The following is a 20,871-nucleotide window of genomic DNA, read 5'->3' as shown; positions in this document are numbered from 1 at the left end:
TCCCTGCCCTGCTCGGGGTTCCGGTGCTCGACCTGCGCGCCGGGCTGCCGAGTAGCGCCCTCGCTCAGGCGCAACCGGGCGATCTCATCGTCGGTCATCCGGCGTTCTTCGGGTTGGCGACTCGCGGCGACTGCGCCGTTGCGGACGATGTCATCGCGTTGACCTCCACCGCCCCCTGCCCGCCAAGCCTGTGGCAGCAGCTGCTCGGCGCCGGCTGCGCGCGGGTGATCGAGATCTATGGCAGCTCCGAGCACGCCGGCATCGGCGTGCGCGAGGCCGCGGATGCCCCGTTCAGGTTGCTGCCCCATTGGACGCGCGTCAGCAAGACGATAGATCGTCTGCAGCCTGTTGACGCGCTGACCTGGGATCAGTCGAATCGCGTCGAACAGACTGCGGATACCGCGACGGCTTCGGCTTCGGCTTCGGCTTCGGCTTCGGATGCTGATTCGGAAACGGCGGCGGCTGCGGCTGCATGCCGCGTCCTGACGCAGATCGAGCTACAAGATCATCTGGATTGGCTGGACCATGAGCGTTTCTTCGTCCTCGGACGCCGCGATGGCGCGGTGCAGATCGGCGGGGTCAATGTCTTTCCGCAGCGCATCGAGCGGTTGCTCTGCACGCATCCAGAGGTGGCCGAGGCGACTGTCCGCCAGGCCAGCGCCGAGCAAGGTGGTCGACTCAAGGCCTTCGTGGCGCCAGTCAGCGACTGCGCCGAACCTGAGGCACTTGCACAGCGGCTGGATGCCTGGCTCGCTAGCCGTGTCACCGCACTGGAGCGGCCACGGGCTATCCGCATCGGCAAGCAGTTACCACGCTCAGCCGCGGGCAAGCTGATCGATTGGCCCGCTGAGGACCCTTCAGAGCCTGGCTAAGCCGCTTGCCCAAGCCGAGCCAAGTCAGCCCGTCGTGACCAAGCCTGAGTGAGCCTGCCAGCCCAGTCAGAGGCAGCCCGCCACACGAGCCAATCAGAGTGAGCCCATCGTCCAAGCCCAGCCAAAAAGCGTCTGCCGCCCGAGCACGCGGGCAGGCGCCGCGCCGACGACAAGCCCAGCGTGCTCGCCATCAACAATAGGACCGCGGCAGGACCCCGGATTGAACTTGACCAAGACCCAAGACACCAGCCTCCATCAGCTGCTCAAGGCCAACACCACGGCTTGGCACAGCAGACTCGACAGCACACCAGGATTACGCCAACTCATCCGACCAGAGTTGACGCTGGCGCAATATGTGACTGCGCTGCAGGGCCTGTTGGATGCGCACCGCAGGGTAGAGCACCAGCTGCAGCAGCTAGTCGAAGACCACCCCGGCATCTGTCCGAACCTGCTGCCAGTCTATCGCTCACGGGTTCCGGCGCTGTTATCTGACCTCAGCCGGCTCGCGAGCAAGACCGCCCCAACGAGCACGCCCTCTCAAATCAGCGAGCCATCATCTATCCAACCCGAGCCGGAGACAGGCGGCGATGCGGCTGCCAACGCCGAGCGATCACCCATGGCTGCCAATCAGTCGGGGCATCAGTCGCATCTGCCGTATCCCTATCAGCCAGCGCAATCGCAGCAATCCCGGCAATCGCCGACGGCATCCGCGCTCACCGGCGCCGGTTCAGCTGCGCAAGCTCAGGCGCATTACCTTGGCATCCGCTATGTGCTCGAGGGCGCGACCCAAGGCGGAAAGATGATCTCGGCCCAGGTCACTGTGCAATTGCCGCGGTTGCACGCCGAGCAGGCCGTTGCCTACTGGACACTGCTCGACGCCGCAAGCGCCGATTGGACCGCATTGGCCCACTTGCTCGCGCGTCCAGCCAAGGACGCCGAGGAGGTGGCCGCCATCTCTGCAGGCGCCGTGCACGCGTACCAATGCTTCCTCGACACCTTCGATCCATCGCCGACTCATCAACCATCCAGATCATTCCGCCAATCCTGATCCTCCTTATCAAACAGCCGAGTGGCCTCGGCCGGTCCCCAGGAGCCGGCCGGATAGGTGTGGATGAAGTCGCGCTCGGTGGCCCAGAGCTTGAGTACCGGGTCGACGATGCGCCAGGCGTAGTTGACCTCGTCGTAACGCAGGAACAGTGAGTGATCGCCCTCGATCGCATCCAGTAACAAGGCCTCGTAGGCATCGATCTGCTCACTGCCGAGATGGCAGGTATTGGCGTCAAGATGCTCGGTGACGGTACGCATCTCGAGCCCGGCCTGCTTTACCTGCAATTCCAGGCGGATGCACTCATTCGGCTGGATGTTGATCATCAGCCAGTTCGGCTTCAGCTGATCGATGGGTGTGTCCTTGAACAGCTGCTGCGGCGGATGCCGGAAGCGGATGCTGACCAGCGAATTGGTCTCGCCCATGCGCTTGCCGGTGCGCAGGTAGAAGGGCACGTTGCGCCAGCGCCAGTTGTCGATATACAGCTTGAGCGCGGCATAGGTCTCGGTCGCGCTCTGCGGATCGATCCCCGGCTCGTCGAGATAACCGGCGACCTTTTCGCCATCAACCTCGCCACTCCGGTACTGGGCGCGGAACGCCTGCGCATGCACCGCCTGGCGACTAATCGGGCGGATCGAGCGCAGCACCTTGACCTTCTCATCGCGCAGCGCCTCGGCATCCAGGCTTGGCGGTGGCTCCATCGCCACCAGCGTCAACAGCTGCAGCAGATGACTCTGGATCATGTCACGCAGCGCTCCGACCCCATCGTAAAAGCCGGCCCGAGAACCAATACCGCGCGCCTCGGCATGGGTGATCTGAACGTGGTCGATGTAGTTGCGATTCCAAAGGGGCTCGAGCAGCAGATTGGCGAAGCGGAACACCAGCACATTCTGCACCGTACTCTTGCCCAGGTAATGATCGATACGGTAGATCTGATCCTCATCGAAATGCCGGCGCAATTGTTGGTCGAGGATCTCGGCGCTCTCCAGGTCGTAGCCAAAGGGCTTCTCGACCACTAGGCGCGCCCAACCGCCGCCTTGCTGGTTGAGCCCCTGCGCGGCCAGACCATCAACCGTGTTGCCGTATTGCCCTGGCGCGATGGCGAGATAGAAGATCAGGTTGCGCGGAAAGCCTTCATCGCCGCGCAGGCGCTGTGCCAGCCGCTCGAAGCCCCCCGCATCGGTGAGATCCCCTGCAACGAAGTAGAGGCGCTCTTGAAGGCGCTGCAGCGCGGATTCATCGAGCGTGCCACGCGCCGACTGCTTGACCCAGTCGCGCACCTCATCGCGCCAATGCGCGTCGGACCAATCGCGCCGACCAAAGCCCACCACCCGCATCGACGGGGACAGATGGCCGGCAACTTCGAGGTGATAAAGCGCGGGCAGCAGCTTGATCTGCGCTAAATTCCCGGTCGAGCCAAAGATCACCAGTGTGCAATCGTCCCGCATTAGGTTCTCCTAGAGTCAAGAGTTTTGTGCTAGTTTCAGTTGGAGAGTTTCATCCACAACACAAGCGTTGGACCCGCCCATGCCTCTTTCTGTCGCTCCCGGTGGCCAAGCCGTCCTGTTCGCCAGCAGCGAAGCGCACCCCTTGATCAAGACCGGTGGCCTCGCCGATGTCGCTGCCAGCCTGCCGGCAGCGCTGCGCGAGCTCGGCCATGACGCTCGGCTCATCATACCGGCCTATCCTCAAGCCAAGCGCTTGGTGCGCGAGCTGCGGGTGATCAGCGATCTGGGGCTCAAAGGCACTCAGGGGCCAGTCTCACTGCTCGGTGGCTTCTTGCCAGACCGCGATCTTCCGGTTTTCTTAGTCGAGGCGCCGGCCTATTTCTGCCGCGAAGGTAATCCTTATACCGATGTCAGCGGCGGCGACTGGGGCGACAATCCCGAACGGTTTCTGCTGTTTGCTCGGGTGTTGGCCCGGGTTGCGCTCGGTCTGCCAACACTGGATTGGCGGCCAGATGTGCTGCACTGCAACGACTGGCAAACAGGCCTCGCGCCGGTCTTCCTGAACCGCTATGAGGAGCGTCCGGCGACCGTGTTTACGGTCCACAACCTGGCCTACCAGGGGATCTTCGATCGCGCGACCTTCGATCGGCTGGGGCTGCCCCCAGCGCTCTGGTCGATCGGTGGGGTCGAGTTCCACCAGCGTATGTCGTTTCTGAAGGGCGGCATCGTCTTTTCCGATCGCATCAACACCGTCAGCCCAACCTACGCCGATGAGGTCCGCACCGCGCACTTCGGCTGCGGCCTTGATGGCTTGCTGCGACAGCTGGGAAGCCGCTTCCGCGGCATCCTGAATGGGATCGATTATCGGACCTGGAACCCGCTGCGGGATAGGAGCCTAGTCCAAAATTACGATCTCGACAGCCTTGAGCTGAAGGCCGCCAATAAGCTCGCGCTACAACACCAATTTGACCTGCCGCACGATGAGCAGAGCCTGGTGTTGGGCCATATCGGCCGCTTGGTCGAACAGAAAGGCGTCGATATGATCTTAGAGCTGCTTCCTCGCCTCATCGAACAGGGCCACATTCAACTAGTCGTGCAAGGCGAAGGCGATCGCGTCTTGGAGCAGCGGCTGCTCGATCAGGCCGCTCAGCACCCACAGCACCTGAGTGTGCGGATTGGCTATGACGAGGCACGGGCGCATTTGATCGAGGCCGGCAGCGATCTGTTCCTGATGCCTTCTCGCTTCGAGCCCTGCGGGCTGAATCAGATGTACAGCCTGCGCTATGGCACAGTGCCCGTGGTGCGGCGCACCGGCGGACTCGCCGACACCGTGGTCGACGCCACGCCGGACAGCCTCGCCAACGATGAGGCCACGGGGTTTCTGTTCGATTCCGCAGATGCCGAAGCGCTCTGGAGCGCCATCGAGCGAGCGCTCAGGCTCCATCGCGAAGAGCCCGCAACCTGGCGCCGTTTGATGCAGAACGGCATGACAAGGGACCTGAGCTGGGAGGCCAGCGCCAAGTCCTACCAAGCTTTCTACGAGGAAGCACTCGCGTCGCGGGCACAGCAGGGGACGGCACTTTCCGCCTGATTGCGCAGACCTGCGTGACCCGCAGAACTGCGTTGATCTAGTTAGCGACCTGGCGATGCTCGCCAAGCTCAGGAGCCAGCGCTGCAGCTAACAGCGCCTTAGCTCATGCTGCCTGTGCCGGTATCTGATGACCGACGCGAATCACATGATTGTGTTCGTCGCAGTACACCAGTGTGGGCTCAAAGCCCACTGCCTCTTGCTCGCTCATCCCCACATAGCAGCAGATGATCAACCGATCGCCTGGGCTGGCCTTGTGCGCCGCAGCGCCGTTCACTGAGATCACACGCGATCCAGCCTCGGCGCGGATCGCATAGGTACTGAAGCGCTCACCATTGGCCACATTGTAGATATGCAGCTGCTCGTATTCACGGATGCCGGCCTGACGCATCAGGCTCTCATCGATGGCGCAGGAGCCTTCGTAATCAAGCTCGGCCTGCGTCACGCAGACACGATGAAGCTTGCACTTGAGCAGCGTCAGTTGCATCGGTCGTCCTCTTCTGGGGCAGCTGCGATCAATTAGGCTGCCGCCCTCTGGGTAATAGCGGAGTTGGCTGAGCCTGACAAGCACCTGCGCAGGGCGATCCATCTTGATCGGTCTCGCATATGCTGCAGCGCAGCAAGTGTTTAGGGTCTCAGATTTCGGGCGGGTTCGGCAAGTGGTGCATCGAGATCGCAGACCAGATTATCAATCAGTCGCGCCCGGCCGAGCTGCGCAGCGGCAAGGATGATCAAGGCCCGATCTTCCGCGCTGCCCAAGCCCAGCCGGGTCTCGTGCTCAGGCTCAGGCTCAGGCTCAGCCAAGTCCGCGCGACGCCGGACGCTGACATAATCCGGCTCAAACCCCGCCGCGGCCAAGGCGGCCTTGGCATCAAGCTCAACCTCTGCGACGTTGGCGCCCGAGCGCAAACGCGCTGCAGCGGTGATCAGGCTTGCTTGTAACCGTGGCGCAATCGCACGCTCAGCAGCGCTGAGATAGCTGTTGCGCGAGCTCATGGCCAGCCCGTCAGACTCGCGCACGATTGGCACCCCAACCACCTCGATCGGTAGATTGAGATCCTCGACCATGCGGCGGATCACGAGCAGCTGTTGGAAATCCTTCTCGCCGAAGATCGCCACCTCCGGCTGCACCAGATTGAAGAGCTTGGCAACCAGGGTCGCGACGCCGCGAAAATGCCCTGGCCGACTGGCGCCGCACAGTTGATCCGAGAGCCCAGGCACCTCGATATAGGTCTGCCGATCACGCCCGCGCGGATAAACCTCAGCCTCAGAGGGCGCAAACAGCAGATCACAGCCCGCATCACGCAGCATGTCGGAGTCACGCTCTAGGCTGCGCGGATAGGCGGCAAAATCCTCGCCAGCGCCAAACTGCAGCGGGTTCACAAAGACCGTCGCGATGATCCGATCGGCCGAGGCTGCGGCCCTGCGAATCAGCGACAGATGGCCGGCATGAAGATTGCCCATGGTCGGCACCAGCGCGACCCTCAGCCCTGCCTGACGCCACTCCGCGCGCTGGCGCCGCAGCGCTTGCAGTTGGTTGAGATGTTGCATGGCTGTGACCTCAGGCTAGGCTGTGCTCGGGGGCTGGAAAGGCGCCGGATTTCACCGCTGCGACATAGCCCTTAATGGCGGCTTCAATGCAACATGCGGAGACTGTTTCGCCTGTTGCAGGAGCGGACTCCGCAGCGAGGAAATTCTTACTGAAGCGCGGAGCCTTTCCAGGTGTGAGCCCAAGCACATCATGCAAAACAAGCACCTGACCATCGCAGGCGTTTCCAGAGCCGATCCCGATCACCGGAATCCTCAGCCGCTTGCTCAGCGCTTCGGCGAGCGCGCGGGGCACGCACTCCAGCACCAGCAGCGAGGCCCCCGCATCCTGCAGCCTCAGCGCATCGGCCTCGATACGCTCGGCATCAGCCGCCTCGCGACCCTGAACACGGTAGCCGCCAAGCTGGTGAACCGATTGCGGTAACAGACCCAAATGCGCACAGACCGGGGCGCCGAATGCGGTCAGACGCGCAACGGTATCCACCAGCGGCGCACCACCTTCGAGCTTGACCATCGCCGCGCCGCCCTCGCCCATCAGCCGCGCCGCAGCCTCCACCGCCCGCTCTGGCGTTGCGTAGCTCATAAACGGCATGTCGGCAATCACCAGGCTGCGCTCGGCCGTTCGGGTGACGCAACGGCTGTGGTAGACCATCTGCTCCAAGGTCACCGACAGGGTGGTCGGCTGCCCCTGCACCACCATGCCGAGGGAGTCTCCCACTAACAGCACCTCGACCCCGGCCCGCTCAAGCACCTGGGCAAAGGCGGCGTCGTAACAGGTTAGGCAGGCGATGGGCTCAGTGCGCTGCTTGAACGCGAGTAGGCTGGCCGTGGTGATGGTTCTTGCTGACATCAAACTCAGAGGCTCCAAAACGGGCAGAAGCAGAAAAGGGCTGATGCCGAGCACAGCACCCAGCTGCGCGGCCTCAACCCTGACAAGCGCAAACGTGCCGATCCATCAAGGCCGCCACGCCATCATCAACCGGAGAGACTGAGCCGTTGGTGGCATCGACACTCAGCCGAACCATGCTGGCGACCTCGCCAGCCAGGGCAGCAAGCTGCTGATCGACGCGGCCCTGACCGGGGATCTCAAGCCCGGGCGGGGCAATCTCGGCCAGCGGCCCCAACACGAATGCCCGGCAGTGCATCTGCGGATGCGGAACGCAAAGCTGTGGCAGCCGCAGCACCTGCTCACCCATAAGGAGAATATCGAGATCCAAGGTGCGCGGCCCCCAACGCTGGCCGTTGCGGATGCGCCCATGCTGACGCTCAATCTGCTGCAGTGCTGCCAACAGCGCAAGCGGCTTGAGTCGCGTGTCGAGCCGCGCCACAGCATTGATGAAATCAGGCTGATCGACCGGACCAACGGGCACCGTCCGATACAGCGACGACACCGCGACGACGTCGGATTGCGGCAGGGACTGCAACTGCAACAGAGCCTGCTCGACCTGGCGGCGCGGATGGCCAAGATTAGCACCCAGACCAATATAGGCCGACACGGACGGCACTGCTGTGTTCCGGCAAGATTCAATCATCGCTTCAATCATCGTCCTTCTCTAAGGCTCCAGTCGTCGCCCCAACCGCTGCCGCTCCCGCTGTGGACGGGTCTGATTTCGGCTTGCGCCGGCGTCGCTTCCGCTTACGCTGCACCGTGCTCCCGAGCATCTTCGCCCGCTCAGCGGTATCCACAGCCTGAAAGCGGGTCCACCATTGGGCGATCTCAGGATCGGTTTCGCCCGCCTCGGCGCGCAACAGCAGGAAGTCATAGGCCGCCCGGAATCGGGGATGACTCAAGAGCATCATCGGCCGCTTACCCTGACGACGCTCCAGTCGCGGCTGCAGCGCCCAGATCTCGCGCATGGGCAGTGCGAAACGCTTTTGGATGGCGACCCAGCGCTGTTGCGCCGAGGCGACCTCGTGCGAGGCCAGTGCCATCGCATCGGCCGACGGCATGCCGTCGTCAAGCAGTGCTTGATAGCGAAGACGAACCGGCTCCCACAGCAGGACCGCGAACAAGAACGCCGGCGCCACCGGTTTGCCGTCGAGGATACGCCGGTCGGTATTATCCAGCCCGCGGCTCACGAAGGTGATCGGAAACGCGTGATCCTCGCGGGCGAGGCAAGCATCGGTCTCTGGAAAGAGCTGCGCGAAGAGGTCGTAGTGGCGCAGTTTTTCGAAGGCATGGAGTGCATAACCGTTATGGAACAGCTTCAAGGTCTCTTCGAACAGGCGCGCCGGGGAGATCTCACCGAGCAGTTCGGCAAGCCCGCGGATCGGTGCTGCGCAGTCCGGATCGATGATAAAGCCCAGCTTGCAGGCAAAGCGCACCGCACGCAGCATCCGGACCGGGTCTTCGCGGTAGCGCGCCACCGGATCATCGCCGATCAGCCGCAGCCGGCCCTGCTCAATGTCAGCAAGACCGCCGGCATAGTCGACCAGTGAGAAGTCGGCAATATTGTAATAGAGGGCGTTGACCGTGAAGTCGCGACGGAGCGCATCCTCGCCGATGCTGCCATAGACATTGTCGCGCAGGATCATGCCTTGCTCGGTCACCTGCGCGTCGCTATCGCCGTCGGCGTTACTGCCGCGGAAGGTCGCGACTTCGACGATCTCACCGCCAAAGAAGACATGGGCGAGCCGGAACCGCCGTCCGATCAGGCGACAGTTTCGGAACACACCGCGAACCTCCTCCGGCGTCGCGTTGGTCGCGATGTCGAAGTCTTTCGGCTCATGGCCAAGCAGCAGGTCGCGCACACCTCCGCCGACCAGGTACGCCTGAAACCCGGCCTGCTTCAGCCGATTAAGCACCTTGAGCGCGTTCGGGCTGATGTTGGCGCGGGAGATCGGATGCTCCGGGCGCGGAATGATGAGAGGCTCGGGGAGGTTAGCGGAGAGCAAGCGAACCAGGCTTCCTTAAGATTTGAAGACAATTGAACCGATAACGCTGAAACACTTGAGCGCGACGGCGACCTGCGTATAATACGCGATTCTGCTACGCGCTTCCGCTCCCTTCGTCTAGTGGTTAGGACGTCGGCCTCTCACGCCGGTAACAGGGGTTCGAATCCCCTAGGGAGCGCCATCTCTTGGGCAACGTCGCCCTAAGCCGCTTTGCTCCTCTTGCGCTTTCCCTTCTGCTCGCACAGGCGGCTTCGCAGAATCTATCCTGCCCGCACGAGGGCGCTGCTGCCGGTCACCTCAAATCGACTGGCATTGGCTGCGACTCATCGAGGATCGTCGGTTCACCGCGCAGCGCACGATAGCGATCACGGATCTCAAGCAGGCTGCGCGCAGGCTCCGTGCGGCCAGCAGGCGTGAGGAAGGACTCCAGCTTTTTTGCCAGCTTGATGGTGTTGTGCTCCTGCAAGATGGCCATGACACCATCGGCGATCAGCATCTGCAGCATCAGCTCTTTCTCGGTCTTGGCACTGATGTTTTCAGCGATCGGCGTGAGCAGGAAATTGCCGATCACGATGCCGTAAAGGGTTGAGGTTAACGCGACAGGTATGGTGCTGACGATGACATCGGGGTCGCCAATACCGGCCACCATACCAATCAGGCCAACCACCGAGCCGGCAACACCAAAGGCCGGCGCCAAGCGAGCCATGTGCCGAAACAGTTTCTCCTGTTGGACCCGGCGCTGGCGGAAGTAGTGCATCTCGGTGCTGAGGATGTCGCGCACCTCAGCCGGCTTGTAACCGTCGACGAGCATGCCAAGGGCAGAGCGCAGAAAGCTGATGGTCATCTGTTCTTCGATGACTTCCAATGCCAGAAGGCCGCTGTGCCGCGAGCGCACCGCCACGTCCAGCAGGGAATCGATGATCTCGTGCTCGGTAGGCGGCCTTTGCGTGTAGCTGTTGCGGGCAACATAGAAGGCCGCAAGAATGTCGCTGGCGGGATAGCTGAGAAAGGTTGCACCCAGGGTGCCTGAAATGACGATCGTCAGCGCGACTAGATTGACAAACAGCGCGACGTCGCTGCTCAGCAGAAAGCTCGCGACAAAGAGCCCGCCAAAGACGATGGCAGCTAGATAATTGACTCGGGTCATCGGCTCGTCTCCGTGCTGGACATCGCAGCGCCGCGGCGTTTCCCCTAAAGGGGCTTTGCGGCCGATAGCGCCAGGGTCGCGTTGTTAAGGCTTTCCGCTGTCAGGCACTGTGGTAGGGCCTGTAGTGAACACGCAGTCTGACACTGTAGACCGGACACTGGGGCTCGCCACCAAGCCCTTCACTCGGCATCAGCATCAGCATCGACTTCGGGCTCTAGGTTGCCGCTCACCGGGCCTTCAGCCTCAGGCACTTCCGCCGGCTCGACCTCGTCGCGAGTGATAATAATCTCGACGCGCCGATTGAGCGCCCGGCTGGCGTCATCCCTGTTGGCGACCGCCGGCTCATATTCAGCACGCCCCATCACCGTAAACCGCCGCGGGTCGATGCCAGCGCTCTCGATCAGATAACGGGCGACGCGAGCCGCACGAGCTGCGGACAGCTCCCAATTGCTCGGAAAGGCCTCGGTATCGACAGGATGATCGTCGGTGTGCCCAATCACCTGGACCGCAAACTTGGTCTGCCCGATGACACGGGCCAAACGGTCGAGGAACTCACGCACCTCGGGCATCAGTGCTGCCTCGCCGAGTTCGAAGAACATGGGCCCCTGCACACTGACCTTCACAGACTGATCGCTCATCAACAGGATCTCGACGTTGTCGATGCGCGCATCACGCACGGCGTCTTGGCTTCGTTGAAAGACATTCACCCGCATCAGCGGCTCGAAGCTAGGGATTCGCGTGGGTGTTGGGTCGGGCGTCGGGGTTGGTACCGACACCGGGAAGGGCTCTTGATGGTCAGCGGATTCGACCATTTCGCGGTTTTCGCGCATCTGCAACGCCACCAGAACCGCGAACAGGACGAACATCACCATCATGAGATCAGACCAAGGCACCGCCCACTGACTGCCACCAAAGGGGTCAGCCTGAGCGAGCGCGAGGCGGTCATTCCTGGACCAGGCTTGCGGGCCAGTCGGTATCAGCTCTGGAGTCGCCGTTGGCAGCTCAGCCGACTCAACAGACTTTGCAGCAGCAGCAGCAGCCTCTGACTGACCGCCGAGTATCGGGGGTTGGTTAAGCCTATCGGCCATATCAACGAACGGCTCTGTAAGCGGATCGAAAGATCCTACCGCCGACACCCGTCTGCACGCGAGCGAAATGCAGGTTGGGCCGGTCGTTCTGAGGGGTTAGACTGCGTTAGCATGCATGCTCACGAGCCAGTTATCGAGAGCCAGAAAAAGATGGTGGGCCGTGTAGGATTCGAACCTACGACCAAGGGATTAAGAGTCCCCTGCTCTACCAGCTGAGCTAACGGCCCCTATCGGCATAGGGTCAAGAGAGACAGAACATGCAACCCGCGACCCGACCAAGCCGCTTATGATAATTCAGCGCCATCCGTGGCGTCCACCCCTAAGATCGACCGATCAAGCAGGCTAACAGCTGCGGGAGACCCAGGATGCACGAGCTTTCAATCTGCCTGTCGTTACTCGACCAGGTCCAGCGTATCGCCCAGGAGCATGGTGCCGAACGTGTCGAGCGCATCCTGCTGCGCGTCGGCCCACTGTCCGGCGTCGAGGCGCCCCTGCTCATCAATGCCTATCCACTGGCTGCTGCCGGCACCATTGCCGAGCACGCACAACTGGATATCGAGCCGGCTCCGGTGCGGGTTCATTGTGTCGACTGTGGCGAGGAGAGCGCCGCAACAACCAACCGACTGCTCTGTGCGAGTTGCGGTAGTTATCACACCCGCCTGACCAGTGGCGATGAGATGTTGCTTGCCAGCCTCGAAATGAGCATCCCTGAAGACGCGACTGATCGCCTCTAACAGGCATCTAGCGGGCCTCTAGCCGAGCACCTCTTGCGCAGCGAGGCGTCTTGCGCCAGCGGCGGACAACGCTGCTATAGTCAAGCCTTTCGCGCTGGGCTTGCCCAACGCAACCATTCCAAATCCTTGGAGACCATCATGTGCGAGACCTGTGGCTGCAACATCACGCCTGGTAATGAGCATCTCGTCCGCGGCGAGGGCAAACATAGCAAGACTGTCGATGGTAGGGCCGCGGTCGAGGTGCTGACCAGCCTACTCGATGAGAACGACCACCAAGCCTTGCACAACCGCGAGCATTTCGATAGCCACGGCGTCCTCGCGCTGAATCTGATGTCATCACCCGGAGCGGGCAAGACCAGTCTGCTTGAGGCCACCATCGATGCGCTCCAGGACGAACTACGCATCGCGGTGATCGAAGGCGATCTCGAGACCGAAAATGACGCCGAGCGCATTCGCGCCAAAGGTGTGCCGGCGATCCAGATCGCAACAGGCAGCGCCTGCCACTTGGATGCGCACATGGTTCACGATGCCTTGCATCGGCTCGACCTCGCTGACATCGACCTACTCTTCATTGAGAATGTCGGCAATCTCGTCTGCCCTGCCAGCTTCGATCTCGGCCAGCATCGCAATGTCACGCTGCTCTCGGTCCCAGAGGGCGACGATAAGCCGGCCAAGTATCCAGTGATGTTTCGCGCCGCGGATCTCGTACTGCTCAGCAAGGCAGATCTGCTCCCTGTGCTCGACGATTTCGATCCGGCGCGGGCCGAAGGTTATCTGCGCCACCTAGCCAGCAGCGTTCCCTTCGAGCAAGTCGCGATTCGGGGTGAGCAGAAGCGGCTCGCACCCTGGCTCGACTGGCTGCGCTCGGAGCTGGCAGCCCAAGGCCGACGCCGCGCCGCTGGCAAGACGGCCCGCCCAAGCGTCCAGCCCGATGGGGCGCGTTTGCATACACAGGCGCAGGCTACTGATCGAGCGGCCGCGCATGGTCATAGTCATGGTCATGGTCACCACCACCAGTTTCCAGCAGAAGCCCCAGAACGGCACACCCAGATCAGCGCCTAACGCATGCGCTCAGGCAGGAATCCACTCAAGCCAACCGGCCGCTGTTCGACACTACCCATTGGCCCAGACAGACCTCAAGCGTCGCGCTAGTATTCTTGGCGAGCTCGGCGCGACTTCGCTGGCCGCGCCTGGCTGTTAAAGACCGTCAATCGACCCCAAGACGAAAGACCCCCTCGTAAAATACCTAGTTCAGTGACTCGGACGGAGGATCTCGATTTGTCAACTGCAGCAAACCCTGTTCGCAAGGCCATCACGCTAGCCGCACTCCTAGTCATCACCACAGCAAATGTCCAAGCGGTTGGCTTCGGCGACATGTTCAACCCGGGCCGCTGGTTCAGCGGCAACAGTAACGACGACTATTACGAAGGGCCATGGGGCCCCTATGGCCCAGGCGCCTATGCTGCGCCTGGGTACGCCCCTTACGGCGGCTATGGTTATGCCCCTTACGGCACACCCGGTTATGGCGTTCCTGGAGCACCCTATGCTGCTCCCCCCTATGGAGCACCGACCTACTCGGCCCCAGCGCCGACTCAGCCGAAGGATGCGACGTCCAACCCCAGCGACAGCGCTAAAGATCGCGAGATCGAAGCGCTGAAGCAGCGCATTGAGCAGCTCGAATCGCGCAACGCACCCCCAAGCCGACCGCAGCCGCCCAGGGGACAGAACCCTGACGAGGGCTGGCCATCAGCACCGGCCTTTCGGCCGATGGACCAGTACTAGCCTAACCGACAGAGCCCACACCGCGGTGCCTGCTACCGCAGGCTGATAGATCAGGAGTCGCCCAGATGAAAGCATTCCAGGCAGTGATGTTGAGCCTGCTACTACTCTCCCTAAGCGCGCAAACAGCGGCTGCAGACTACGTCGTCTACGAAAGCGACAGCCGTTTTTCCGACGTAATGGATGGGCTCAAGCTCGCCATCGAGCAACGTGGCATGTTCATCAACAATGTGATGCAGATGAATGAGATGCTCGAACGGACCGGCGCAGACCTCGACCTCGGTGGCCCGCTGTTCGGCCAAGCCGAGTCGGTAGAGTTTTGCAGCGCCGTCTTATCGCGCAAGATGATCAGCGAAGATCCACGTCGAATCGTGAATTGCCCCTTTATCATCGCCGTCTACACCCTTCCCGATGCACCCGACACGACCTACGTCGCGCACCGCAAGATCCCAGTGGCTGAGACCGAGCAGAGTCCAGCCATGAAAGAGGTCGCAACCATGTTCGAAGCGATCGCTGGAGATGCAGTGAGCTGGTAACTGGGCCTCGCGGCGAAGGACAGCCCACAAACTCGAGGCGATTGAGCAACGGATTGAGCAACGATCGCTCAGTCAATTGATCCAGATCTTGGTTCTCGGGGAACATACCCCGGAATATAGGTCTATATTTCATTGACAGCAGCAAAGGATGCTGATCCACAATTCACTAATACAATGATAAGCCGATACACCAATGGCGCGCTGAGTCCCCACCAAGGGGCCGCAGCAGCCTGCAAACGGCAGTTCGATCCTGATCAACCGAATATCCACCAACCCTAAGGTGGAGGAGCACATCGAATGACTGCAATGAATGTTGTCGGCGCAATCGCCGGACGCGATGTCCAGTTCAACAAAAAGGGCTTTCTCGCTCGCTTCGAGGATTGGGACAACGACCTCGCCTATGCAATGGCGCAACAAGAGGGCCTCGCCCTCACCGAGTGCCATTGGACGGTCATCGAATTTTTGCGCGAGTACTATGCCTTCCACGAGATCCCTCCGTCGCCAAAGGTGATCATTCGCACCATCGGCGAAAAGGTCTCCGAGCACACCCCCTGCACCCGCAAGAAGCTTGAAGGCTTATTCCCGAATGGCGGCTGCAAGCAGGCCTGCCGAATCGCCGGTCTTCCTGATCACTACTGCCATTCTTGCTGATCCTCGCTAACCCCCACCCCAGCAGGGTGCCCTGAGACCAAGGTCTTAAACATCCTGCTGGGCCGCTGCGATTCACTCCCGAAGCGAGGCAGACTGAAGTATGCTGAGCCTCTTGACCGCCAAGGTCTGCGCCCTCCTGAAGCGCGCGACCTAACGACGAGAGGAGCTCACCCCTGATGACCCGTCTGTTCGCCACTGTCGGCGCCCTGTTTGGACTCGGTGCCGTGATCTTAGGTGCCTTTGGTGCCCATGCGCTAGAAGGCCGCATCACCCCAGAACGGGCCGAAGTCTGGTCAACCGCCACGCAGTACCTGGGTTGGCAGGGAACGGCATTGCTTGCAGTTGCCGCCCTCAGCTGGTCAACCAACACACCGGCCGCCGCGCAGCGTCTGTTCGGCATCGCCGGCTGGCTACTCGTGATAGGCACCCTGATCTTCAGCGGCAGCCTATTCGTTTTGGTGCTCTCCAAGATCAGTGCCTTCGGCGCGATCACCCCAGTCGGCGGCCTGCTCTTGGTCACAGGCTGGGGCGTCACCGCTGCCGCGACCCTCAAGCTCAAGTCCCCAGGCTAAGCAAGCATCGCCAAGCATGCGTGACATTCGCCTCTACACCCAGCAACCACTCAAGGTTGGCGCCTGCATCGAGCTGGAATCGCGCCCTGCCAAACATGCCACTCAGGTCCTGCGACTCGGCAGCGGTGAGCCCTTGACGCTGTTCAACGGCGACGGCCAGGATTACAGCGCCAAGATCGAAGCCAGCACGCGCGGCCAGGTCAGTGTTCATATTCTCAGTGTCGGCACGCCTGAGCCCCCGCCCCCCTTGGTGATTCACCTAGCGCTTGGAGTCTCGCGCGGCGAGCGGATGGATCTTGCCTTGCAAAAGGCCGTTGAGCTCGGCGTCAGCAGTATTCAACCCCTGTTCGCAAGCCGCACCCTGGTGCGTCTGAGCGGCGACCGTCTCGCTAAACGCGCCCAGCATTGGCAAGGCGTCATCATTGCCGCCTGTGAGCAAAGCGGGCGCCGGAGGCTTCCACCCCTCATGCCTGCGCTCGCGCTACTCGACTGGCTCAAGCAAGAGCAGTCTGGCGGCATCCTGCTTCATCATGAAGCCGTCAGACCGATCACCGAGCTGCCACCTCCAGCGGGACACCTCAGGCTGCTCATCGGCCCCGAAGGCGGTCTGGAGCCAGCAGAGCGTGAGTATGCTCAGGCCCAAGGCTTCTCAGCGGTGCGGCTCGGCCCTCGGGTGCTGCGCACCGAGACCGCCCCGCTCGCAGCGATTGCGACCATCCAGGCACTCTGGGGGGATTTTAGGGACTAGCCGCTCGGTTTGGACCCTCTCTTCGCGCTCAGTGCGCCTCGTCCCAGTTGTCGCCAACGCCGGCCTCGACCAGCAGCGGAACCGCCAGCTCGGCCGCGTTCTGCATCAGCGCGCAGATCTGCGCCGAGGCCGAGGACGATGCCTCTTCTGCAACCTCAAACACCAACTCGTCGTGCACCTGCATAATCATCCGCACCGGGGGCTGTTCGTTGCGAATCCAGGCATCGACGCTGATCATCGCGCGCTTGATGATATCCGCAGCGGTCCCCTGCATCGGCGCGTTGATCGCGGTGCGCTCGGCAGCAGTGCGCAGCTGATGGTTGCTGTGGCCGATATTGGTGAGATAGAGCCTGCGGCCAAAGAGGGTCTCGACATAACGATCCTGACGCGCCTGCTCGCGAGTCTTGTCCATGAAGGCGCGCACGCCCGGATAACGCGTGAAATAGGCGTCGACATAGTCCTGCGCCTCTTGCCGTTCGATGCCGAGCTGGCGCGCGAGCCCGAACGCGGACATGCCGTAGATGAGACCAAAATTGATCGCCTTCGCCGAGCGGCGCTGTTCGCTGCTGACCTCGCCCGGCTGCAGGCCGAGGATCTCAGCGGCCGTGGCGCGATGGATATCCTGACCGGCGGCGAAGGCCGCGAGCAGGCGCTCGTCGCCGGAGAGATGCGCCATGATGCGCAGCTCGATCTGCGAATAGTCGGCGGCGAGCATGCGAAAGCCGGGTTCTGGCACAAAGGCGCGGCGGATGCGCCGGCCAGCCTCGCTGCGGATGGGAATGTTCTGCAGGTTCGGGTCGCTGGAGGAGAGCCGACCGGTGGCGGCAACCGCCTGGTGATAGCTGGTATGCACACGGCCGGTATCCGGGTTGACCATCGCCGGCAGCTTGTCGGTATAGGTGGAGCGCAGCTTGGTGACGCCGCGGTGCTCAAGGATCAAGCGCGGCAGCTCATAGCCATCCTCCGCTAGCTTCTCGAGCACGGCCTCAGAGGTTGAAGGGGCGCCCTTCGGGGTCTTGGCGACCACCGGAAGCTTGAGCTGTTCGAAGAAGATGGCGCCGATCTGCTTCGGCGAGCCCATGTTGAAGCGGCTGCCGGCCTCGGCATAGGCACGCTCCTCAAGCTCGGCGGCGCGTTCGGCCAACTCGCGGCTCTGCTTGTTCAGTTCATCGACATTAACGCGCACGCCGAGGCGCTCGATGCGCGAGAGCACCGGCACCAAGGGCATTTCGATCTCGCGGTAGATCCGGGTCAAGCTCGGCAACGCTTCGATGCGTGGCCAGAGGGTTTGATGCAGCCGCAGGGTCACGTCCGCATCTTCGGCGGCATAGGGCGCCGCGGTCTCGAGCGGGATCTGGTTGAAGGTCAGCTGCTTGGCGCCCTTGCCGGCGATGGCCTCGAACTTGGTGGTGTCTTGACCGAGATATTTCTTTGCCAGCGAATCCATATCGTGCCGGGTGGCGGTGCTGTCGAGCACATAGCTCTGCAGCATGCTGTCGTGCGCGATGCCCTGCAGGTGGATTCCAGCGCGGGCACAGACGCTCATGTCGAATTTGAGGTTCTGGCCGAGCTTAGGGCGCTTGGGGTCTTCGAGCAGGGGCTTGAGGGCGTTCAGGACCTGATCTCGGTCGAGCTGATCCGGAGCACCGGGATAATCGTGTGCGAGCGGAATATAGGCGGCCTGATGTGGACTCACCGCAACCGAGACGCCGACGATATCGGCTCGCATGTAGTCGAGCGCATTGGTCTCGGTGTCGAAGGCGAAGAGTTCGGCTTGGCGCAGGCGTTCGAGCCAGGGCTCAAGCTCAGCCTGCGTGAGGATGGTCTGATACGCGCTTGCCGCGCTGTCCAGACCTCTATCGCCTGTCGCCTCTCCTAGCAACCCCTCGTCCAAACCGCTCGTTGCGCCGTCGGCACCCGCATCTGCGGAGTCGGGGGCGCTACCGGCCGTGGAGCCGGTTGCGGAACCGGTCGTGGAACTAGCACCGCCATTGAGGGTTGCCAGCAGCCGTTTGGACTCGATGCGCTGGTACCAAGCGCGCAAGGTTTCGCGGTCGGGCTCACGGGGGCTGAGATCGGTCGGCCCCAGCTCCAGCTCGACATCGCGTTTGATGGTCGTCAGTTGGCGGGCAAGCGGTAATTGATCGAGCGCCGCGCGCAGGTGCTCGCCGACCTTGCCCTTGATCGCGTCGGCATGGCTAATCACGCCGTCGAGGTCGCCATAGTGCTCGATCCATTTGGCGGCAGTCTTAGGGCCGCATTTCGGCACACCCGGGATGTTGTCGACGCTATCGCCCATCAAGCTGAGATAATCGATGATCCGCTCCGGCGGCACTCCGAACTTGGCGCGCACGCCATCGGGATCGAGCAGGCTATCGGTCATGGTGTTGATCAGGCTGATGCGGGCATCGACTAGCTGCGCCATGTCCTTATCACCGGTCGAGATCAGGGTGCGTAGCCCCTCCGCCGCGGCGCGGCTGGCAAGGGTGCCGATGACATCATCGGCTTCGACCTCGGGAACCTCGATCAGCGGCAGCCCCATCGCTCGGATGATGGCCTTGAGCGGGCCGAGCTGCTCGCGCAGCTCATCCGGCATCGGCGGTCGATGGGCCTTGTACTCGCGATAGATCGCATCGCGGAAGGTCGGCCCGGGGGCGTCGAAGACCACCCCAATGTAGGTCGGCGCGGTCTCATCGATGAGCTTGCGCAGCATATTCAGCACGCCGATCAGGGCGCCAGTGGCCTCGCCTTTCGAGTTGGTCAGCTTCGGCAGGGCGTGATAGGCGCGGAAGAGGTAGCCGGAGGCATCGACGAGGACGAGCGCGTACTGGGGGGATGTCATGGTTGGGTCAGTCGGTCTCTTGGGCGCGGAGCTGAGCTTTGAGCCGCTCAATGTCAGCGAGTGCTGCCTGATACTGGAGTCTAATCGATGGCGGCTGATGCATAAACGATCGAACAGCCATTAGACTTGGCCAACCCGATAGTGCGCAGAGGTCAGAGGCAAGTCTGAAGACCGACCTGCCCCAGCTTATGAGGAAGCAATTGCGATGAGCCCATCATCGGTTGGCGACCCCCTACCCCTGAGCCTTACCCTCTTGACAAGCCAGGTCGCTGCAGCCTCACTGGCCATCGCAATGCTGCTGGCGATACTCGTACCGGCACTCGCGAGCGCCGATGAGACGCTTGCCGAAGTGCCCGACCCGCTCAGCCTCGAACAGGCCCTCAGCTTCGCGACAACACATCCGCGGGTGATCGCAGCCGACCAACTGCTGAGGTCCGAAGCGAAGGCAGCCGGCTCAGCAGCGGGTTCAGCAGCCGGTTCTGTATCTGGTTCTGCAGCAGGGCCACTTGAGCTACCGCGTGCGCAGCCGCTCTATCTTGGCTGTCATTCGCTCGCCTTTCGTGGCGCGCGCGATCACGACGCCGAGCGCGATGTCGCTTGGTCCGCCCTGCTGAGCAACGCCGATGCTCAGCGGCTCGAGATCATGCAACGCTTCTACGACGTGTTGCTGGCCGACCTCAGCTTCGCGCGTGACAACGAGGCCATGGCGGTCGCCTTCATCCAATTCGATCGCGCTGAGGCACGCGAGGAGCTGGGGCAGTTTTCGCCTCTGCGCACCGCCGAGCTGCAAGCCGAGTATCAGCTGATCCGTGGGCAGCGCGCCGCTAGCGAGGCAGCGCAAAGGTTAACGCGCGCCTTGCTGGCAACGGCGCTGGGTCATCCAAGCTCGCTGCCTCGCCAGTTGGTGACGCCAGCGTTCGATGCCTCTCCCGCAGAGCCGCCAGCGCTTGACGCCATCGTCAACGCCGCCCTCAACAACAACCAGGGCATCAAGATCCTGATGCAAGACCGTAGCGACGCCGAGCAGGCCTTGGTGCGTATGGCCCTGCGCGAGCGCGCCTTGGAACTGCTCACTCGGCTCGAACTGCTGCAGGTGATCGCCGAGCAGGCTCGCAGCGAATCCGACTGGCGCGATCTCAAGCTCGATGAGAGCCGCACCCTCTACGAACTGGAGGCTAAGGCCGATCTCGGCTTCTCGATGAGCCAACAAACCAAGGCGCGGCGCGATGAGCAGGAAACCGTTTTCTGCCGCGCCCTGACCCACGCCGAGCTCAACGCACTGCAGGGGCTCGCGCCATGATCGAGCCATGTGACGCCTCACCAGCAAGCGCTGCACCTCGGAGGCTGAACTCCTCCTCGACCCACCCGACCCAGGCTG

The 20,871-nt window shown here is 62.3% G+C and carries 20 protein-coding genes and 2 tRNA genes; 12 read left to right on the top strand and 10 right to left on the bottom strand.

Annotation, left to right across the window (positions count from 1 at the left end; genetic code table 11):
• A partial coding sequence (locus VBE63_RS11370) for an AMP-binding enzyme (protein ID WP_416274538.1) occupies window positions 1-872 on the top strand: 872 nt, incomplete at its 5' end.
• 220 nt (window positions 873-1,092) lie between these two features.
• Window positions 1,093-1,920, top strand: coding sequence for a biliverdin-producing heme oxygenase (locus VBE63_RS11365; protein ID WP_323683138.1), 828 nt, complete (start codon window positions 1,093-1,095; stop codon window positions 1,918-1,920).
• Here VBE63_RS11365 and zwf read toward each other — a convergent pair.
• Complete coding sequence (gene zwf, locus VBE63_RS11360; protein ID WP_323683137.1) at window positions 1,890-3,365, bottom strand: glucose-6-phosphate dehydrogenase; 1,476 nt, start codon at window positions 3,363-3,365, stop codon at window positions 1,890-1,892. The genes VBE63_RS11365 and zwf overlap by 31 nt on opposite strands.
• Window positions 3,366-3,444: 79 nt before the next feature.
• On the opposite strand from zwf, the gene glgA reads away from it, so the two are divergent.
• Entirely contained in the window at window positions 3,445-4,956 is a 1,512-nt protein-coding gene (gene glgA, locus VBE63_RS11355; protein WP_323683136.1) for a glycogen synthase GlgA, read from the top strand.
• Between the two features lie 103 nt (window positions 4,957-5,059).
• On the opposite strand, the gene panD is transcribed toward glgA, so the two are convergent.
• From panD to pcnB, 5 genes are all read right to left on the bottom strand, one after another.
• On the bottom strand, window positions 5,060-5,440 hold the full coding sequence (gene panD / locus VBE63_RS11350; RefSeq protein WP_323683135.1) for an aspartate 1-decarboxylase: 381 nt from the start codon (window positions 5,438-5,440) through the stop codon (window positions 5,060-5,062).
• A gap of 140 nt (window positions 5,441-5,580) precedes the next feature.
• A complete protein-coding gene (gene panC, locus VBE63_RS11345) occupies window positions 5,581-6,504 on the bottom strand; it encodes a pantoate--beta-alanine ligase (protein ID WP_323683134.1) in 924 nt (307 codons plus the stop codon).
• Window positions 6,505-6,514: 10 nt separating this feature from the next.
• The gene (panB, locus tag VBE63_RS11340) at window positions 6,515-7,351 is read right to left on the bottom strand and encodes a 3-methyl-2-oxobutanoate hydroxymethyltransferase (RefSeq protein WP_323683133.1); all 837 of its coding nucleotides are present in this window, start codon (window positions 7,349-7,351) and stop codon (window positions 6,515-6,517) included.
• A gap of 73 nt (window positions 7,352-7,424) precedes the next feature.
• Window positions 7,425-8,033: a 2-amino-4-hydroxy-6-hydroxymethyldihydropteridine diphosphokinase gene (gene folK, locus VBE63_RS11335; RefSeq protein ID WP_323683140.1), complete on the bottom strand. Its 609-nt coding sequence runs from the start codon at window positions 8,031-8,033 to the stop codon at window positions 7,425-7,427.
• Between the two features lie 4 nt (window positions 8,034-8,037).
• Entirely contained in the window at window positions 8,038-9,396 is a 1,359-nt protein-coding gene (gene pcnB / locus VBE63_RS11330; protein WP_323683132.1) for a polynucleotide adenylyltransferase PcnB, read from the bottom strand.
• Between the two features lie 106 nt (window positions 9,397-9,502).
• Here pcnB and VBE63_RS11325 point away from each other — a divergent pair.
• Window positions 9,503-9,577 (top strand) — tRNA-Glu (locus tag VBE63_RS11325).
• Window positions 9,578-9,688: 111 nt separating this feature from the next.
• Here the strand turns inward: VBE63_RS11325 and VBE63_RS11320 are convergent.
• The 3 genes from VBE63_RS11320 to VBE63_RS11310 all read right to left on the bottom strand — a co-directional run bounded on the left by VBE63_RS11320 (window position 9,689) and on the right by VBE63_RS11310 (window position 11,858).
• Window positions 9,689-10,543, bottom strand: coding sequence for a motility protein A (locus VBE63_RS11320; RefSeq protein WP_323683131.1), 855 nt, complete (start codon window positions 10,541-10,543; stop codon window positions 9,689-9,691).
• A gap of 179 nt (window positions 10,544-10,722) precedes the next feature.
• On the bottom strand, window positions 10,723-11,631 hold the full coding sequence (locus VBE63_RS11315; RefSeq protein WP_323683130.1) for an OmpA/MotB family protein: 909 nt from the start codon (window positions 11,629-11,631) through the stop codon (window positions 10,723-10,725).
• Window positions 11,632-11,782: 151 nt separating this feature from the next.
• A tRNA-Lys gene (locus tag VBE63_RS11310) sits at window positions 11,783-11,858 on the bottom strand.
• Between the two features lie 138 nt (window positions 11,859-11,996).
• Here VBE63_RS11310 and VBE63_RS11305 point away from each other — a divergent pair.
• From VBE63_RS11305 to VBE63_RS11275, 7 genes are all read left to right on the top strand, one after another.
• A complete protein-coding gene (locus VBE63_RS11305; RefSeq protein ID WP_323683129.1) occupies window positions 11,997-12,365 on the top strand; it encodes a hydrogenase maturation nickel metallochaperone HypA in 369 nt (122 codons plus the stop codon).
• Window positions 12,366-12,503: 138 nt separating this feature from the next.
• Window positions 12,504-13,427 carry a hydrogenase nickel incorporation protein HypB gene (gene hypB / locus VBE63_RS11300; protein ID WP_323683128.1) on the top strand — a complete coding sequence of 308 codons (924 nt, stop codon included), beginning with the start codon at window positions 12,504-12,506 and terminating at the stop codon, window positions 13,425-13,427.
• 216 nt (window positions 13,428-13,643) lie between these two features.
• Window positions 13,644-14,147, top strand: coding sequence for a hypothetical protein (locus VBE63_RS11295; RefSeq protein WP_323683127.1), 504 nt, complete (start codon window positions 13,644-13,646; stop codon window positions 14,145-14,147).
• A 65-nt stretch (window positions 14,148-14,212) separates the two neighbouring features.
• The gene (locus VBE63_RS11290) at window positions 14,213-14,680 is read left to right on the top strand and encodes a DUF302 domain-containing protein (protein ID WP_323683126.1); all 468 of its coding nucleotides are present in this window, start codon (window positions 14,213-14,215) and stop codon (window positions 14,678-14,680) included.
• Between the two features lie 297 nt (window positions 14,681-14,977).
• Complete coding sequence (locus VBE63_RS11285; protein WP_323683125.1) at window positions 14,978-15,331, top strand: TusE/DsrC/DsvC family sulfur relay protein; 354 nt, start codon at window positions 14,978-14,980, stop codon at window positions 15,329-15,331.
• A 176-nt stretch (window positions 15,332-15,507) separates the two neighbouring features.
• Window positions 15,508-15,903, top strand: a complete 396-nt coding sequence (locus tag VBE63_RS11280; protein ID WP_323683124.1) for a DUF423 domain-containing protein — start codon at window positions 15,508-15,510, stop codon at window positions 15,901-15,903.
• Window positions 15,904-15,919: 16 nt separating this feature from the next.
• Window positions 15,920-16,651, top strand: coding sequence for a 16S rRNA (uracil(1498)-N(3))-methyltransferase (locus VBE63_RS11275; protein WP_323683123.1), 732 nt, complete (start codon window positions 15,920-15,922; stop codon window positions 16,649-16,651).
• A gap of 28 nt (window positions 16,652-16,679) precedes the next feature.
• Here VBE63_RS11275 and polA read toward each other — a convergent pair whose 3' ends face one another.
• Complete coding sequence (gene polA / locus VBE63_RS11270) at window positions 16,680-19,493, bottom strand: DNA polymerase I (RefSeq protein ID WP_323683122.1); 2,814 nt, start codon at window positions 19,491-19,493, stop codon at window positions 16,680-16,682.
• Window positions 19,494-19,698: 205 nt separating this feature from the next.
• On the opposite strand from polA, the gene VBE63_RS11265 reads away from it, so the two are divergent.
• On the top strand, window positions 19,699-20,793 hold the full coding sequence (locus tag VBE63_RS11265) for a hypothetical protein (RefSeq protein ID WP_323683121.1): 1,095 nt from the start codon (window positions 19,699-19,701) through the stop codon (window positions 20,791-20,793).
• The last annotated feature ends 78 nt before the right edge of the window (window positions 20,794-20,871 follow it).

This window comes from Lamprobacter sp., assembly GCF_034860625.1.
GTDB lineage: Bacteria > Pseudomonadota > Gammaproteobacteria > Chromatiales > Chromatiaceae > Lamprobacter.
Note: the sequence above shows the minus strand (reverse complement) of the source record. Positions and strands in the feature narration are given on the sequence as shown.